Below are 16,207 nucleotides of genomic sequence, written 5' to 3'. Positions count from 1 at the left end.
CCCTACTCGGCAGAGCCCAGTGTCAAAGGGGGCGTGCCGGACGGAGCCGCCCGGACGATGGTGATGAGACGGTCCGTCAGCTGGATCGGGCTCGCGTGCGGATCGTCGTAGGCGAGCAGCCGGTGTCCGCGCAGCACGTTCACCACCAGGTCGTCGGTGTCCCGCACCGACTTGCCCACCTCGGACTTGCGGACGGGGCGTTCGATCAGGTCGAGGCCGCTGCCCTGGTGGATCAGGTCCTCCATCACGGTGCCCGCGCTCGGGCTGAGCACCGAGAGGCCCAGCAGCCGGCCGGCCGCGCTCGCGCTCGTGATGACGGCGTCGGCGCCGGACTGGCGCAGCAGCGGGGCGTTCTCCTCCTCGCGCACCGCCGCGACGATCTTCGCCCCGCGGTTGAGCTGCCGGGCCGTCAGCGTGACCAGCACTGCCGTGTCGTCCCGCTGGGTGGCGATGACGATCTGACGGGCCTTCGGCAGCTCGGCGCGCAGCAGCACCTCGGAGCGGGTGGCGTCGCCGACCACACCGGTGAGTCCCTCCGCCGTGGCCATGTCGATGACCTTGGCGCTCGGGTCGACGATGACGACCTGCTCCTTGCTGAGGCCGGTGGCCAGCAGCGTCTGGAGGGCCGAGCGGCCCTTGGTGCCGAAGCCGACGACGACCGTGTGCTCACGCAAGTTCTTCCTCCAGCGCTTCAGCCGCCACTCTTCCCGTGTCCGTTCCGTCAGGACTTCCAGGGTGGTACCGACCAGGATGATCAGGAACAGCACCCGCAGCGGTGTGATCAGCAGGATGTTCACCAGCCGCGCGCTGTCGCTGTACGGGACGATGTCGCCGTAGCCGGTCGTCGACAGCGTCACGGTCGCGTAGTAGAAGCAGTCGAGGAAGTCGACCTGCTCGTTGGCGTTGTCGTGGTAGCCGTCGCGGTCCAGCCACACGATGAGGACCGTCAGGAAGAGCACGAAGAGGGCCATCAGCAGGCGCTTGGTGACCTGCCGGAGCGGCTGTTCGACGATCCGCTTGGGCAGTTTGATGCGCCGGGAGACGAGCCTCTCGTCGGCTTCGCGGGCCATGGCGTCCTGACCGTGAAGTTTCACGTGAAACATCCTCCGGAAGTCCACGGCAGATCGAGGATCTCCAAGTCCTGCCCGGAGCGCGCGCCCTTCGGCGGTACGACGGCCAGCGCGTCGGCGGCCGCCACACCGCGCAGCATGGCCGGACCGTGGTAGCGCAGCGGCACCGCGTGCTCATCGCTCAGCAGCACCGGGACCAGCCGCGTGTCGTACGGGTGGCCGGGTACGTCGCCCTGGACCGGCGCCGTGTAGCGGGGGCGCTTGCGGCGGCCCGCGAGGGCGCGCAGCAGGGGCTCGGCGAGGGTCAGCAGCCCGGAGACGGCGGCCAGGGGGTTCCCGGGCAGCCCGACCAGGTGCCGCCCGTCCGCCCGGTCGCCGATGCGGGCCAGCAGCATCGGGTGGCCCGGGCGTACCGCCACCCCGTCGACCAGCAGCTCGGCGCCCGCCTTGCGCAGGACGGGGTGGACGTGGTCGACGGGCCCGGAGGCGGTGCCGCCGGTGGTCACCAGCACATCGGCGGTGGAGCCGGTGACGGCCTCCAGCAGGGCCGCGGCCCCTTCCGGATCGTCGCCCAGCCTTCGCGTGCCGATGACCTCGGCGCCCAGCCGGGCGAGCCAGGGGCCGAGCATGGGGCTGAGGGCGTCGCGGATCAGTCCGTCGTGCGGGCGGCCCTCGGTGAGCAGCTCGTCGCCGAGGACCAGGATCTCCACGCGGGGCCGGGGCCGGGTGGCCAGCTCGTCGTACCCGGCGGCCGCGGCGAGCCCGAGCACGGCCGGGGTGACCAGGGAACCGGGGGGCAGCAGCAGGTCCCCGGAGCGGCACTCCTGGCCGCGCGGGCGGATGTCCTGGCCGGTGAGGACGGGCCGGTCGGCGAAGAGCTGGGTGCCCGCCTCACGGCAGTGCTCGGTGCGGATGACGGCGGTGGTGTCGGCGGGGATCCGGGCACCCGTGGCGATCCGTACGGCCTCGCCGTCCTCGAGGGGCGCGGGCCGGTCGGAGCCGGCCAGGACCCCGGCGCCGGTCCGGACGCTCCAGGGACCGGGACCGGCGACGGCCCAGCCGTCCATGGCGGAGGTGTCGAAGGACGGCAGGTCGGTCAGCGCGTCCAGGGGGGCGGCCAGGACCTCGCCGAGGGCGTCGGCGAGGGGCACCCGGTGCGTACGGGCCCGTACGCCGGCCCCGGCGTGGACGGCGGCCTCCCGGGCGCGCGGCCAGGAGGCGGCCCGGTGGTCGCCCGCCCCGCCGCCCTCGGGGGCGCGGCTGACCAGGGCCAGGGCCTCGTCGAGGGCCCGGTCGGCAGAGTTCGCGGGGGTCATCCGGAGCCGTTCTGTTCGGCGGTGGCGTCGCCCCCCGCGTCGGTTCCCGCGTCGGCCTGGGCCTCGGCGGCCCAGCGCAGCGCCAGGTCGGCGGCCTTGCGGGAGGCCTCGGCGACGGCCTGGGCGGGGTCGGCGCCGGTGGCGGCGGCTTGGGCGGCCGCGTAACCGACCAGGAAGGTGGTCAGCGGGGCGGCGGGGCGGGCGACGCCGTGGGCGGCGTCCCTGGCGAGGTCGAGCAGGGTCTTGACGTCGACGTCGAGGTCGATGCCCAGCTCGTTCTTGGCGGCGGTCATCCATTGGTCCAGCACGGTTCCATGCTCCCTGATGCGGGCCCGGGCGGCGGCGAGATCGTCCCAGGTGTCGCAGTCGAACGAGGCGAGCGGCTGCGCCGTGACGCGGGCGAGGTCCAGTTCGGAGGTGAGCGCGCGGAGCGGGAGTCCGGTGAGGGTGCCGTGTTCCGTGGCCAGCAGGGCGATCTCGCGGCGCAGGGGCTCGGCGCGGTAGGCGGCGACCAGCGGCTGGTCCCGGCCGTCGGGATCGCGCAGCATCGCCCCGTCCGGGCCGGGCGCGTCGAGCAGGGCCCGTACGGTCCCCCGGTCCAGGAACGGCAGGTCCGCGGAGAGTACGAGGACCAGCTCGGCGGTGGTCCCGCGCAGCCCGGCGTCCAGCGCGGCCACGGGCCCGCCGCCGGGCGGGTCCTCCCGGGTCCAGCGGACCGGGCGCGCGGTGGGGCGGCGGCCGCCGACCACGACGGTGGTCCGGGCGTCGGGGCAGGCGTCGAGGACGCGGTCGAGGAGGGCGCGGCCGCCGACGCTCAGCGCGGCCTTGTCCGCCCCGCCGAGGCGCCGCGCGGCGCCGCCGGCCAGCACGATCGCGTCGTAGCTCATGCCCATGAGTATGCGCGGACCATGTTCCCGGCGCGGAGCCGGACTTACCTCGGGCTTATCCGGCGGCCCGAAAGAGAAGCGGGTCCGGATGCGTGGTGCATCCGGACCCTGCGGAGACGGCGGACCTACAGGTACGGGCCCGAGCGGATCGCGCCGTGGCCGCCGTCATCGTCGTCGTGGGGGCCACCCGGCGGGAGGGCGCGCCGCATCTGTTCCAGCTGGGCCCGCGCCGCCATCTGCTGCGCGAACAGGGCCGTCTGGATGCCGTGGAAGAGGCCTTCCAGCCAGCCCACCAACTGGGCCTGCGCGATGCGCAGTTCGGCCTCGGAGGGAATGGCCTCCTCGGTGAACGGGAGGGACAGGCGCTCCAGTTCCTCCACGAGCTCCGGGGCCAGACCGTCCTCCAGCTCCTTCACCGAGGCGGCATGGATGTCCTTGAGCCGGACCCGGCTCGCCTCGTCGAGAGGCGCGGCGCGTACCTCTTCCAGGAGTTGCTTGATCATGCTGCCGATGCGCATGACCTTGGCGGGCTGTTCGACCATCTCCGTCACCGGGACCTCGCGCGACTCGTCATCGGCGTCGCCGACGGCCGTCCCGTCCTGTCCCACGATCAGGACGTGCGGGGGACTGTCCTGCGACCGTTCACTCCTCGGCATCTCCATGCCGCCATTCTCTCGCACACCTTCGTTCTCACACGGTGTGCCCCCGTACAGTCGTGATCCACCCTGTACGGGGGCCCGGGATTACTCCGCGGACCGGCGGGCCAGGGCGCCGCTGGAGCGGGTGACCAGCGCCGCCAGCAGGGCCGCGCCGAGCGGGACCACGACGATCAGCTGGGCGAGGGTCTCCCACGGCACGGAGATCGGCACGTAGGGCACGGCCTCCTGCAGCGACACGTAGCCCTTGGTGAGGGAGTGCTGGTAGAGCGCGTCCAGTTCCCGTCGCTGCACCATGCGCAGCCCCACCGCGGGCAGGATCCCGGCCGCCGAGCCCAGGACGACACCCATCAGGGCGACCACCCCGCACTGGAAGCCGCTCAGCGTCCGCCGCACGCGCGGCGCCGCGCCCACGGCCGCCAGGGTCTTCAGATCGGCCTCGGCGTCGGCCTGGGCGAGCCCGGTGGCGATGCCGGCCGCGCCGATGGTGACCAGGCCCGCGAAGACGGTCAGGGCGAGCAGCCCCAGGCTGTCGTTGCCCTGGTAGCCCGCCTCGATGCGCACTTCGGCCTCGACGCCCATGCGGTCGATCTCCCCGGCGATCTTCTGCCGCTGCTCGCTGCTCGCCGTCCCGTCGAGGGTGAAGTACGAACCGGACGCCGCCGTGGCCAGTCCGGCGGCCTTGGCCGCGGAGGGCGGCAGGACCAGTCGGATGCCCCAGCCTTCGGCGGTCTCGGGTGCCAGGTGGACGGGGAGGACCTTGTCCTCACCGGCCGGATCCTCGCCGACAGCGGTGCGGGGGGTGGCGCCTTCCTTGGCGGTGATCACCCGCAGGGTGATCCTGCCGTCCTTGACCTGGCGCTTGTCGAAGGAGACGGCGCGGCCCTCCTTGAGGGCGGCCACGGAGCCCGGGTCGGTGACCGCCAGCACGCTCAGCAGCTTCTCGTCGGCGACGACCACCTCGTTGGGGTTGATGCGCTGGCTCTGTGCGCAGCGCCAGTCCTGGCGCAGTGTCCGGGCCTGTTCCTCGGTGAAGGAGTCAGGCCCTCCGGGGGCGTCGGAGAGCGGGCAGCGCTGCTCCTTGGGCTTGATGATCTCGACGCGGCCGCAGCCGGGTTCCCGGGAGAACGACTCGCAGCTCGGCATGCCGACGACGAGCCGGTCGAAGTCGGCCCGGACCGCCACCGGGAGTTCCTTGGAGAGGGCCGCGCGCAGGGCCGGAATCTCCTTGTAGGCGCTGTGCTCCCTGGCTTCCAGCACCCCGGCGCCGCGGGGCAGGTCGGCGACGTACTCGTGCCGCATCTGCACGTCCCGGCTGTGTTCGTACGTGGCCACCGCGACGGTGCCGGCGACGGCGGCCAGCACCGCGGCCACGGCGGGCGCCGTACGCCCGCGGTTGCGCACGGCGTCGCGCAGCGCGAGCCGCGGCGACAGCGGCAGCCAGCGCCCGAACCGGCCGAACAGGCCGACCAGGACGGGCGTGAGGGCGACGATGCCCAGCTCGGCGATGGCGCTGCCGCCCGCGACGACGGTGGCGCCCATCTTCGACGCGGTGCCGTACAGCGCGATCACGGCGCCGACGGCGACGGCGATCAGGCCGAGGACCGGCAGCACCCGGTTGGCGCGGCGCACCCCGCGACGGCCGGTCAGCGCGGCCAGCACGGTCTGCCGGGACGCGGTGACGGCGGGAACGATCGCGGACAGCAGGCCGGTCACCACGGCGAGCAGGGCGATCCCGGCCAGTTCCAGCGGGCGGAAGTCTAGGCCGCCGAAGCGGACGCCGAGCTGACCTTCCAGGACGGGACGGAGCGCGATGGTGAGCGCCACGCCGACGACGGTGCCGATGACGGCGGACACGGCTCCGATGACGAGGCCGCCGGAGAGCACGATGGAGCGGATGTGACGCCGGTCGCCGCCGTTGGCGCCGACCAGGCCGAGCTGGCGGCGCGAGCGCCGGGCGCCGACCGCGAAGGCCGGTCCGGCGAGCAGGCAGATCTCCAGCATGGCGAGGCCCACGACGGTGGCCACGACGGCCATGTCGGAGGCGCGGCCAGCGCCCTGCACGTAGTGCTCCTTGGGCTCCTGCTGGAAGAGCGGTACGTCGGCATCGGCGGGCGGGTTCAGTCGGACGGCGCGGGAGACGACCACCAGGGACTTGGTGTTGGCCGCCTTGACCATGTTCCACGTGAAACCTTCGCCGCCGACCTTGACCAGGTAGGTGACGTTGGGGCGGAGCCCGAAGCCTCCGGAGGCCTCCAGCGCCCGGTCGAGCGGGTCGATCAGGGTTCCCGGCGGGGCGAGGATCTCGGGCTTGCCGAGCTTGCTGGGAAGCTCGTACGCACCGACGATCTTGTACGACGCGGTCGCGCCGCGCGGGGTGACGGTGGAGCCGACGAAGAGGCCGGATTCCTTCAGGAAGGCGGTGGTGGCGGCGACCTCGCCGGCGCGCTCGGGCAGCCGGCCGCGATCGAGCGTGAACATGCCGTCCACCAGCGGGCTCTGCGCGTCGAGTTCGTGCAGATCCGTGTCGAGCAGACCGTGCTTGGTGTGGATCTTGCCGTAGCCCACGGCGTCCTTGATCACCTGGGCCCCGGCCGGGAGCGCGGACGTGTCCAGCTCCTTCGGGCTCTCCGGCGGCAACGAAGCGCCGTCGAACTTGTCGTAGCCGCCGACGGGCGCGGAGCTGGAGCCGTCCGGCAGCTGGTAGAGGGCCACGCCCAGGTGGGAGTGGCTCACGCGGGCGTCGGCGGCCCCGATCTTGCGCGAGAGGGCCTGTTCGGGGGAGAGCTCGGCGCTGCGCAGGGTGAGGTCGGCGGCGCTCACGCCGATGATCGGCAGGGCGATCATCGCGAGGACCAGGGCGCTGCGGCCCTTGGCCCGCCAGGCGTCGCGGCGGGCTATGCGCAGGGCCGCGACCCAGGAGTGGTACCAGCCTTGGAGCGAGGAGGTCACTGGCCGGCCGCCTGCCCGGAGAGGAGCGAGTCGGGCCGGCTGCGCAGGGTCTCGTCGACGACGCTGCCGTCGCGCAGGAAGACCACGCGGTCGGCCCAGGCGGCGAACCGCGGCTCGTGCGTCACGAGGACCCCGGCGGCGCCCGCGTCGCAGCGGGAGCGCAGCAGGGAGAGGACGGACTCGCCGGTCTCGGAGTCGAGGGCGCCGGTGGGCTCGTCGGCGAGGACCAGGCGGCGGTCGCCCACGAGGGCGCGGGCGATGGCCACGCGCTGCTGCTGGCCGCCGGACATCTCGTCGGGGAAGCGGTCGGCGAGCGCGCCGAGGCCCATCTCCTCCAGCGCGGCGAGCGCGGACGCCCGCGCCTTGCGGGCGGAGGTCCCGTCGAGTTCCCGGGGCAGGGCCACGTTCTCGGCGGCGGTGAGGGCCGGTATCAGGTTGTAGTCCTGGAAGACGTACCCGATGCTGCGGCGGCGCAGGGTGGCCAGCTGCTTGCGGCTCGCCGCGGTGATGTCGGTGCCCTCGACCACGACCCGGCCGCTGCTCGGGGTGTCGAGGCCGCCCGCGAGGGTCAGCAGCGTGGACTTGCCGGAGCCGGACGGGCCCATGACGGCGACGAGTTCGCCGGGGAAGACCGAGAGGTTGATCCCGCGCAGGGCGTGCACTTCGGTGGCGCCGCTGCCGTGGGTGCGTACGAGTTGGTCCAACTGCAGTACAGGTTGCTGGTGCTGGTGCTGGTCAGGCATGAGGGATCCCCCCTGGGACGGTGGTTCAGCCTCGCCGCATGCGGGCGGTACGGGGCCGGGCGGTGGTGGTCGGGGCCGGGGTCTCGGCGGCGGTGGCCTGGGGTGGTTCGGCTTCGCCGGCTCTCCGGTCGGCCGGCAGGGAGAGCCGTACGAGCCGGGCCTCGCAGTGGTCGAGCCAGCGGGCTTCGGCCTCGGTCTGGAAGATCAGCTGTTCCAGGACGAGCAGCCAGGCCACGTCGTCGCGTTCGCGCGACTGCCCGCTCTCGACCGCGGCGAGCGCCGTGGCCTTGAGCCGGGTGTAGTCCTGCATCGCCTTGATCGTGGCGTGGCGCTGGGACTGGATGACGGCGCGGATGTCCACTCCGGGTGCGCCCACGGCCATCGCGAGCTTGATGGAGAGCTCGTCGCGGGGCGGGTTGGCCCGGTCGACGGGACGTTCGTACCACTGGCGCAGCTCGGTGCGTCCGGAGTCGGTGATGGCGTACAGGGTGTGCCCGGCGGCGTCCTCGCCGTCGGGGGCGACGAGACCGTCGCGTTCGAGGCGGGCGAGGGTCGTGTACACCTGCCCGACGTTGAGCGGCCAGGTGGAGCCGGTGCGGGATTCGAACTCGGTGCGCAGCTGGGAGCCGTACCGAGGACCCCGTTCCAGTAGGGCGAGAAGCCCGTGACGGATCGACATACTGAGTATGTATACCGAGTATGTTCACTCTCGGCAACCATCCTCAGGTGTACGCCGGAGGGCGGACCCCCTTCGCGCCGCTCGCCGCGCGCGCCCCTAGATGCTTCGGCGCAGGCGCACGCCGAGGTAGCCCAGACCCAGTCCCATCAGGGCGAATCCGGTGCCGAGCGGCAGTATGTGGGCGGCCAGGTCGGCGGCCCGGTCGTTCGGTTCGGTGCCGAGGGCGGTGACCTCCCCGTGCGGGCCGCGCGGGCTCGGCGCCACGGCCGGTGGGGGCGGTGGGGGCGGCGGCGGTGCCGGGGGTGTGGGCCGGGTGTGCGGGCGGACCGGCAGCGGCCGGGCTGCCACGACCAGCTCCGGGTTGGCGGGCTCGCCCACCGGCCGGCCGGGCCGCTCCCGCCCGACCCCGGCGAAGCTGCCGGCGAGCTCGCGGTGGGCCTCGTCCGAGGGGGTGGGCGAGGCCGAGGAGGCGGGTGAGGTGCGCAAGGCGGGTGAGGTGCGCGAGGCGGCGCCGGGGGACAGGGCGAACGGGCCGGCGTACGCGGAGGCGGCGGGCGCGAAGACGGCGGCGACCAGTGCGGCACAGGCCAGCCAGCGCGGCGGACGGAAGCCTTGGATCACGGGGAGCCCCTCCCGTCCCGAGCGGCCGAGACGTTCGCTCAGCTCAGAGATGTGCGCCCAGATTTACATAGTGGGGCAAAACCAGCATCCCGGGCGCCCCATTGGGGTGCCCGGGATGCCGGTGTGTCGTGGGGTGCCTCTGCTGCGGGCTGCTCCGAATGCTCTGGGCGGCGACGGACTGCTCCGGACCGCGACGGACTACTCCGGATTGCCGGTCGACACGGTCAGCGTGTACTCCGTGCCTTCCTTGTCGATCTTGTCGCCGGCGGCCGGCGACTGCATCAGCACCGTGTCCTTGCCGTAGACGGCCTCGTCCTTGTATTCGATCTTGTACTTGCCGCCCGAGGCCTGGATGCACTCCTTCACGGAGAGCAGGTTCTTGTACTTGAGGTCCGGCGCCGAGTACTTGCCGGCCTCGCTGTAGTGCTTCACCGGCTCCGTGCACTTCTTCGGGTCGATCGTGCGCGTGATGTCGGGCCCCTTGAACCCGGCCTTGGCCGAGGCGGACGCAGCCGTGGAGGCCCCCGGGTCCGCCGTCGTGCCGCCCTTCTTGTCGTCGTCGCCGTTCATCACGATCGCCGCGATCAGACCGCCGACGGCCAGCAGCGCCACCGCGATCGCGCCCACGACCACCGGCATGTTCCGCTTGCCGTCGCCGCCCGCCGCGGACTGGTTCTGCGTGCTCGCCGGGGAGATCGTGTACGGCTGCGCGGCCTGCGGCGCGTACTGCTGCGGCGGGGGCGTGTGCGGGTAGGCGTAGCCGCCCTGCGCGTGCGCCTGCGGGGCCGGCGTCGGCGCGTACGGCGCGGGTGTCGGGGTGTGGGCCTGGTACGGCTGCTGCACCGACTGCGGCGACGCCTGGAAGCCGGAGTCCACCGGCGGGAACACGGCCGAGGCCACGCCCGCGCCACTGCTCAGCGGCCCGTGGCCCTGGACGATGACCGGCGCCCCGGTCTGCCCGGAGGCCAGAACCCGCGCCACCTCGTCGCCCATGGCCGCGGCGGTGGGGAAGCGCTCGTTCGGGTTCTTCTTGAGGGCCCGCGCCACCAGCGCGTCCATCGCCGGGGTGAGCGAACGGTTGACGGAGGACGGGGCGACCGGCTCCTCCTGCACGTGGGCGTACGCGATGGCCAGCGGCGAGTCCGCGTCGAAGGGGATCCGCCCGGTCAGCAGCTGGAACAGCATGATGCCGACCGAGTACAGGTCGGAGCGGGCGTCGACGCCGCGTCCGAGCGCCTGCTCGGGCGAGAGGTACTGCGGGGTGCCGACGACCATGCCGGTCTGCGTCATCGAGGTGACCCCCGACTGCATGGCGCGGGCGATGCCGAAGTCCATCACCTTGACCACGCCGCGCTTGTTCACCATGACGTTGCCGGGCTTGATGTCGCGGTGGACGAGCCCCATCTCGTGGCTGGTCTCCAGGGCGGCCAGCACGTCGGCCGTCACCTTCAGGGCCTTGTCCGCCGGCATGGCGCCGTACTGGCGGATGTCCGCCTCCAGCACCGAGCCGAGGGGCTGGCCTTCCACGTATTCCATGACGATGTAGGGCATCACGGCGCCGTCGCCCGCGCCGGAGCCGCCGAACGTCACTTCGCCTTCACCGGTGTCGAATACCGAGACGATGTTCGTGTGCGACAGTTTCGCTACAGCCTGGGCCTCGCGGCGGAACCGCTCCCGGAACGACTGCTCGCGGCCGAGGTCGCTGTGCAGGGTCTTGATGGCGACCTGCCGGTCGAGCGCCGAGTCGTACGCCAGGTACACGGAGGCCATGCCGCCCGCGCCCAGCAAGTCCCTTAGCTGGTAACGGCCACCGGCCAGAGAGCCGCCCGCGTACTGGCCCTGAGTGCCGTCCTGGCTCATGACTGTTGCTTCCCCTCGGGATGTGTCCCCACGCCTCTGGCCGGGCGCATATGGCGCCCAGTCTGCCCGAGGGCAAGCACACGTCAAGCCAGGTGCCCGTTCCGTGACCACATGGGCACAGGGTGGTCTTGTCCGAACGGTGACCGGTTCCGAGGCTGTAGCGTTCGTCGGAACACCAAAGAAGAGGACTACCGCTGAGCGGCGGCCGAGAGAGACGACGGCGAGGACTGATGGCACCCGAACCCGAGGGAAACGGCGCCGGGATGACCGATGGTCCTGAGCACTGGGGCGCCGGCGGCCTGGTGGGAGACGGCCGTTACCGGCTGACGCACCGGCTGGGCCGGGGCGGCATGGCCGAGGTCTTCGCGGCCGAGGACGTACGGCTGGGCCGCACCGTCGCCGTGAAGCTGCTGCGCGCCGACCTGGCCGAGGACCCGGTGTCCAAGGCCCGCTTCACCCGCGAGGCGCAGTCCGTCGCCGGGCTGAACCATCACGCCGTCGTCGCCGTGTACGACTCGGGCGAGGACCGGGTCGGCCCGAACACAGTCCCCTACATCGTGATGGAGCTGGTCGAGGGCCGCACCATCCGCGACCTGCTGGTCAGCGCCGAGGCGCCGGGCCCCGAGCAGGCGCTCATCATCACCTCGGGCGTGCTCGAAGCCCTCGCGTACTCGCACCAGCACGGCATCGTGCACCGCGACATCAAGCCGGCGAACGTCATCATCACCGAGACCGGCGCGGTGAAGGTGATGGACTTCGGCATCGCCCGCGCCCTGCACGGCGTCCAGTCGACGATGACCCAGACCGGCATGGTCATGGGCACCCCGCAGTACCTGTCGCCCGAGCAGGCCCTCGGCAAGGCCGTGGACCACCGCTCCGACCTGTACGCGACAGGCTGTCTGCTCTACGAACTCCTCGCGCTGCGGCCCCCGTTCACCGGCGAGACCCCGCTGTCGGTGGTCTACCAGCACGTCCAGGACGCGCCCGTGCCGCCCTCGCAGCTGCCGGAGGGCCACCACATCCCGCAGGAGCTCGACGGGCTCGTCATGCGCTCCCTCGCCAAGGACCCGGACGACCGGTTCCAGAGCGCCGAGGAGATGCGCGGACTGGTCCAGTACGCGCTGCAGATGCTGCACGACCAGGGGGCGAACACCGGCACCTGGAACACCGGTCCGGTCACCATGGCCCTGCCGCACGGCCGGGGCGGCGGGAACGCCACCACGGTCATGCCCGCGGCCGGGACCGGCGGGCAGCGGCAGCACCCCGCGCACTCCTCGACCTCGCAGTTCCAGCAGCCGATGGTGGCGCCGCTCAACCCGGACGACGGCTCGGCGTTCCCCGGCGGCCGCGGTCCCGGCGGCAACGGCGGCGGCTACGAAGGCTATGACGACCGCGGCGGCAACGGCAGCCGCTGGAAGATGTGGCTGTTCGCGGTGCTCGCGATCGTCGCGATCGCGGGCGGCGTGGCCTTCGCGGTCAACAGCGTGGGCAGCAAGGGCGAAGAGAAGCAGACGCCCGGCAACAAGCCGAGCTCCAGCGCCGCGCCGAGCGCGTCCAAGTCTCCGGACGCCCAGCCTTCGCACCAGGTCACGGACACCGCTCCGTCGAACAACGACAACCAGCCCCTGCCGAGCCGCAGCCGGACGCAGAGCTTCAGCCCGTCGAACTCGCCGACCGCCTCGCACTCGCCGACCGGTTCGACCTCGCCGTCCAACACGGCGACGACGAAGCCCTCGACGACCGCGCCGACCAAGCCCGCGACGACGCCGCCGACGAAGCCCACCGAGACGGGCGGCCCCGGCAGCGGCCTGTTCGAGGAGTGACGGACTAAGGCTGACGGACGGTACGGGAGTACGGGAACGGGCCGGGCGGAAGCAATTCCGCCGGGCCCGTTCCCCTTTCCGCGTACGCGCAGGTCAGAGGCGATCAGAGGGCGTGTTAGTACTGCCGTTCGGGATTCCCGGCGAGTGAGTGCACGGTGATGAACTGGGGTTCGATCCGCAGGTGGACGGGGTCGAAGACCGCGCCGTCCACGAAATGTGGACCCGGACCGAATAGTTCCAGTTCTGCGGTGGTCGGCTCGACGAGCTGCGCCGTTCCGGTGAACTGCACCGACCAGAGTCGGGGGTCCGAGCAATTGAAGAAGGAGCCCGCCCCGATGACCGGGGACGTTGGTCCCGAATGCCACCGCGCGCGCCGGGGAGCCACCCGGCGACGGGCCGCCCAGCGCTTCTCCGCCTAGCGCTTCTCGGCCTGCAGGCGGGCCACGTAGGCGGCGGCCTGGGAGCGGCGCTCCATGCCCAGCTTCGAGAGCAGGCTGGAGACGTAGTTCTTGATCGTCTTCTCGGCCAGGTGCAGCCGCTCGCCGATGACGCGGTTGGTCAGGCCCTCGCCGATCAGGTCGAGGATCTTGCGCTCCTGCTCGGTGAGGTGGGAGAGCCGGTCGTCGCGCTTGCCGTTCTTGCCGTCGCGCAGCCGCTCCAGCACCCGGGCGGTGGCGACCGGGTCCAGCAGGGACTTGCCGGCGGCCACGTCGCGCACCGCGCTGAGCAGCTCATTTCCGCGGATCGCCTTGAGTACGTAGCCCGAGGCGCCGGCCATGATCGCGTCGAACAGCGCCTCGTCGTCCGCGAAGGAGGTCAGCATCAGGCACTTGACGTCCTCGTTCTGGGAGCGCACCTCGCGGCACACCTCCACACCGCTGCCGTCGGGCAGCCGGACGTCGAGGACGGCCACGTCGGGGCGGGTGGCGGGAATGCGGACCAGAGCGTCCGCGGCCGTACCCGCCTCACCGACGATCTCGATGTCCTGTTCGACCGACAAGAGCTCGTGGACGCCCCGACGTACCACTTCGTGGTCGTCCAGGAGGAATACCTTGATTTTTCCGTCTTCGGGCACGAAGTCAGTTTCACACGCTCACCCCTTCCCTGCCGGAGTTACCCGGGATAACGTGCCGTTGTTCCCGGCCCCTGCAAGGCTGTGACCAGTGGTTGTTCCCGCTGCCGCGGATTTACTTGGAAATCCAAGCAAAAACGCAGGTCAAACGGGGTTTCGCAGTTATGCGGCGCACTGGGTAACGTGCATTGCGCAGGGCACTCGCCGGGGCACCTGTCACGCCTGAATCCCGAACGCGACGCGCACACACCCCGTGCGCTCGTCACGGATGCAGGTGAGCCGCACTGGACCCCGGAGAACCCGGGTGCCGGACCGACGGAGGAGCACACGTGACCGTGGAGAGCACTGCCGCGCGCAAGCCGCGACGCAGCAGCGGCACCAAGCGGGCGGCAGGCGCGGCAAGCGCCGCCAAGCCCGCCGCTGCCACCGCGCAGACGCAGGATGTCGTACCTCAGCTCGTACAGCTGCTGACGCCCGAAGGGGACCGCGTCGACAACGCGGAGAACGCCGAGTTCGCCCCCTTCGTCGCCGACATCACCACCGAGGACCTGCGCGGGCTGTACCGCGACATGGTCATGACCCGTCGGTTCGACGGTGAGGCGACCGCCCTGCAGCGTCAGGGCGAGCTGGGCCTGTGGGCCTCGCTCCTCGGCCAGGAGGCCGCGCAGATCGGCTCCGGCCGGGCGCTGAACGACGAGGACTACGTCTTCCCGACGTACCGCGAGCACGGCGTGGCCTGGTGCCGCGGGGTCGACCCGACCAACCTGCTCGGCATGTTCCGCGGCGTGAACCACGGCGGCTGGGACCCGAACACCAACAACTTCCACCTCTACACGATCGTCATCGGCTCGCAGACGCTCCACGCGACCGGTTACGCGATGGGCGTGGCCAAGGACGGCGCGGACGCGGCCGTCATCGCCTACTTCGGCGACGGCGCGTCCAGCCAGGGCGACGTGATGGAGGCCTTCAACTTCTCCGCCGTCTACAACTCCCCCGTGGTGTTCTTCTGCCAGAACAACCAGTGGGCGATCTCCGAGCCGACCGAGCGCCAGATGCGCGTGCCGCTCTACCAGCGCGCGCAGGGCTTCGGCTTCCCGGGCATCCGCGTCGACGGCAACGACGTGCTGGCCTGCCTGGCCGTGACCCGCTGGGCCCTGGACCGGGCGCGCCGCGGCGAGGGCCCGACCCTGGTCGAGGCGTTCACGTACCGGATGGGCGCGCACACCACCTCCGACGACCCGACGAAGTACCGGCGGGACGAGGAGACGGCGGCCTGGGAGTCCAAGGACCCGATCCTGCGCCTGAAGGCGCACCTGCTGGCCACGGGCGGCGCCGACGAGGCGTTCTTCGCCGAGCTGGAGGCCGAGAGCGAGGCCATGGGCAAGCGCGTGCGCGAGGCCGTGCGCTCCATGCCCGACCCGGACACCATGGCGATCTTCGAGAACGTCTACGCGGACGGGCACGCGCTCGTCGACGAGGAGCGCGCGCAGTTCGCCGCCTACCTCGCGTCCTTCGAGTCGGCCGAGGAGGGTCACTGATGGCTGTCGAGAAGATGTCGATCGCGAAGGCGCTCAACGAGTCGCTGCGCAAGGCCCTGGAGCAGGACCCGAAGGTCCTGATCATGGGTGAGGACGTCGGCAAGCTGGGCGGTGTCTTCCGGATCACCGACGGCCTGCAGAAGGACTTCGGCGAGGAGCGGGTCATCGACACCCCGCTCGCCGAGTCGGGCATCGTCGGCACCGCGATCGGCCTGGCCCTGCGCGGGTACCGGCCGGTCGTGGAGATCCAGTTCGACGGTTTCGTCTTCCCCGCGTACGACCAGATCGTCACGCAGCTCGCGAAGATGCACGCGCGGGCCCTGGGCAAGATCAAGATGCCGGTCGTCATCCGCATCCCGTACGCGGGCGGCATCGGCGCGGTCGAGCACCACAGCGAGTCCCCGGAGGCGCTCTTCGCGCACGTCCCGGGCCTCAAGGTGGTCTCCCCGTCGAACGCGGGCGACGCCTACTGGATGCTCCAGCAGGCGATCCTCAGCGACGACCCGGTGATCTTCTTCGAGCCGAAGCGCCGCTACTGGGACAAGGGCGAGGTCGACGTCGACGCCATCCCCGGTGAGCTGCACAAGGCGCGCGTGGCCCGCGAGGGCTCGGACATCACCCTGGCCGCCTACGGCCCGATGGTGAAGGTCTGCCTGGAGGCGGCGGCCGCGGCCGCCGAGGAGGGCAAGTCGGTGGAGGTCGTCGACCTGCGCTCGATGTCCCCGGTCGACTTCGACGGTCTGCAGACCTCGGTCGAGAAGACCCGCCGGCTGGTCGTCGTGCACGAGGCGCCGGTGTTCCTGGGCATGGGCTCCGAGATCGCCGCTCGCATCACGGAGCGGTGCTTCTACCACCTGGAGGCGCCGGTGCTGCGCGTGGGCGGGTTCCACGCCCCGTACCCGCCGGCCCGCCTGGAGGACGAGTACCTGCCGGGCCTGGACCGGGTGCTCGACGCCGTCGACCGCTCGCTGGCGTACTGAGGAGCCACGT

14 protein-coding genes are annotated in these 16,207 nt (G+C 72.0%); 3 read left to right on the top strand and 11 right to left on the bottom strand.

Annotation, left to right across the window (positions count from 1 at the left end; all coding sequences use genetic code 11):
- Positions 1-2: 2 nt before the first annotated feature.
- The 9 genes from IF88_RS0128795 to IF88_RS0128755 form a co-directional block, all read right to left on the bottom strand.
- Positions 3-1,103, bottom strand: a complete 1,101-nt coding sequence (locus tag IF88_RS0128795; protein WP_051837704.1) for a potassium channel family protein — start codon at positions 1,101-1,103, stop codon at positions 3-5.
- Positions 1,091-2,386 (bottom strand): molybdopterin molybdotransferase MoeA, encoded by a 1,296-nt coding sequence (locus IF88_RS0128790; protein ID WP_078893203.1) that lies wholly within the window; start codon positions 2,384-2,386, stop codon positions 1,091-1,093. The genes IF88_RS0128795 and IF88_RS0128790 overlap by 13 nt, the downstream gene beginning before the upstream one ends.
- Positions 2,383-3,273 carry an NTP transferase domain-containing protein gene (locus IF88_RS0128785; protein ID WP_037807376.1) on the bottom strand — a complete coding sequence of 297 codons (891 nt, stop codon included), beginning with the start codon at positions 3,271-3,273 and terminating at the stop codon, positions 2,383-2,385. Before IF88_RS0128785 ends, IF88_RS0128790 begins: the two co-directional genes overlap by 4 nt.
- Positions 3,274-3,398: 125 nt before the next feature.
- Positions 3,399-3,935, bottom strand: coding sequence for a bacterial proteasome activator family protein (locus tag IF88_RS0128780; RefSeq protein ID WP_030718763.1), 537 nt, complete (start codon positions 3,933-3,935; stop codon positions 3,399-3,401).
- Positions 3,936-4,016: 81 nt separating this feature from the next.
- The gene (locus IF88_RS0128775; protein WP_078893206.1) at positions 4,017-6,776 is read right to left on the bottom strand and encodes an ABC transporter permease; all 2,760 of its coding nucleotides are present in this window, start codon (positions 6,774-6,776) and stop codon (positions 4,017-4,019) included.
- Between the two features lie 101 nt (positions 6,777-6,877).
- Positions 6,878-7,624 carry an ABC transporter ATP-binding protein gene (locus tag IF88_RS0128770; RefSeq protein WP_030718757.1) on the bottom strand — a complete coding sequence of 249 codons (747 nt, stop codon included), beginning with the start codon at positions 7,622-7,624 and terminating at the stop codon, positions 6,878-6,880.
- Between the two features lie 25 nt (positions 7,625-7,649).
- Positions 7,650-8,303 carry a PadR family transcriptional regulator gene (locus tag IF88_RS0128765; RefSeq protein ID WP_037807341.1) on the bottom strand — a complete coding sequence of 218 codons (654 nt, stop codon included), beginning with the start codon at positions 8,301-8,303 and terminating at the stop codon, positions 7,650-7,652.
- A gap of 96 nt (positions 8,304-8,399) precedes the next feature.
- On the bottom strand, positions 8,400-8,924 hold the full coding sequence (locus IF88_RS0128760; protein WP_030718751.1) for a hypothetical protein: 525 nt from the start codon (positions 8,922-8,924) through the stop codon (positions 8,400-8,402).
- 198 nt (positions 8,925-9,122) lie between these two features.
- Positions 9,123-10,784, bottom strand: a complete 1,662-nt coding sequence (locus tag IF88_RS0128755) for a protein kinase domain-containing protein (RefSeq protein WP_030718749.1) — start codon at positions 10,782-10,784, stop codon at positions 9,123-9,125.
- A gap of 230 nt (positions 10,785-11,014) precedes the next feature.
- Between IF88_RS0128755 and IF88_RS0128750 the strand changes: the two genes are divergently transcribed.
- The gene (locus tag IF88_RS0128750; RefSeq protein ID WP_030718748.1) at positions 11,015-12,607 is read left to right on the top strand and encodes a protein kinase domain-containing protein; all 1,593 of its coding nucleotides are present in this window, start codon (positions 11,015-11,017) and stop codon (positions 12,605-12,607) included.
- A 115-nt stretch (positions 12,608-12,722) separates the two neighbouring features.
- Here the strand turns inward: IF88_RS0128750 and IF88_RS0128745 are convergent, their stop codons facing one another.
- Positions 12,723-12,896 carry a hypothetical protein gene (locus tag IF88_RS0128745; protein ID WP_420711008.1) on the bottom strand — a complete coding sequence of 58 codons (174 nt, stop codon included), beginning with the start codon at positions 12,894-12,896 and terminating at the stop codon, positions 12,723-12,725.
- 126 nt (positions 12,897-13,022) lie between these two features.
- A complete protein-coding gene (locus IF88_RS0128740; protein ID WP_030718746.1) occupies positions 13,023-13,682 on the bottom strand; it encodes a response regulator in 660 nt (219 codons plus the stop codon).
- Positions 13,683-14,008: 326 nt separating this feature from the next.
- Between IF88_RS0128740 and pdhA the strand changes: the two genes are divergently transcribed.
- Positions 14,009-15,217, top strand: coding sequence for a pyruvate dehydrogenase (acetyl-transferring) E1 component subunit alpha (pdhA, locus tag IF88_RS0128735; RefSeq protein WP_030718744.1), 1,209 nt, complete (start codon positions 14,009-14,011; stop codon positions 15,215-15,217).
- Entirely contained in the window at positions 15,217-16,197 is a 981-nt protein-coding gene (locus IF88_RS0128730; protein ID WP_030718741.1) for an alpha-ketoacid dehydrogenase subunit beta, read from the top strand. Before pdhA ends, IF88_RS0128730 begins: the two co-directional genes overlap by 1 nt.
- Positions 16,198-16,207: the final 10 nt, after the last annotated feature.

Source organism: Streptomyces sp. NRRL F-2580 (assembly GCF_000720115.1).
In the GTDB taxonomy this organism is placed as follows: domain Bacteria; phylum Actinomycetota; class Actinomycetes; order Streptomycetales; family Streptomycetaceae; genus Streptomyces.
The sequence above is the reverse complement of the archived record's forward strand: the minus strand, read 5'-3'. Positions and strand labels throughout refer to the sequence as shown.

What these genes read in the sequence shown, in the direction of transcription:
- IF88_RS0128795 (WP_051837704.1), bottom strand. Translation starts at nt 1,103, where the DNA reads ATGTTTCACGTGAAACTTCACGGTCAGGACGCCATGGCCCGCGAAGCC.
- IF88_RS0128790 (WP_078893203.1), bottom strand. Translation starts at nt 2,386, where the DNA reads ATGACCCCCGCGAACTCTGCCGACCGGGCCCTCGACGAGGCCCTGGCC.
- IF88_RS0128785 (WP_037807376.1), bottom strand. Translation starts at nt 3,273, where the DNA reads ATGAGCTACGACGCGATCGTGCTGGCCGGCGGCGCCGCGCGGCGCCTC.
- IF88_RS0128780 (WP_030718763.1), bottom strand. Translation starts at nt 3,935, where the DNA reads ATGGAGATGCCGAGGAGTGAACGGTCGCAGGACAGTCCCCCGCACGTC.
- IF88_RS0128775 (WP_078893206.1), bottom strand. Translation starts at nt 6,776, where the DNA reads ATGATCGCCCTGCCGATCATCGGCGTGAGCGCCGCCGACCTCACCCTG.
- IF88_RS0128770 (WP_030718757.1), bottom strand. Translation starts at nt 7,624, where the DNA reads ATGCCTGACCAGCACCAGCACCAGCAACCTGTACTGCAGTTGGACCAA.
- IF88_RS0128765 (WP_037807341.1), bottom strand. Translation starts at nt 8,303, where the DNA reads ATGTCGATCCGTCACGGGCTTCTCGCCCTACTGGAACGGGGTCCTCGG.
- IF88_RS0128755 (WP_030718749.1), bottom strand. Translation starts at nt 10,784, where the DNA reads ATGAGCCAGGACGGCACTCAGGGCCAGTACGCGGGCGGCTCTCTGGCC.
- IF88_RS0128750 (WP_030718748.1), top strand. Translation starts at nt 11,015, where the DNA reads ATGGCACCCGAACCCGAGGGAAACGGCGCCGGGATGACCGATGGTCCT.
- IF88_RS0128730 (WP_030718741.1), top strand. Translation starts at nt 15,217, where the DNA reads ATGGCTGTCGAGAAGATGTCGATCGCGAAGGCGCTCAACGAGTCGCTG.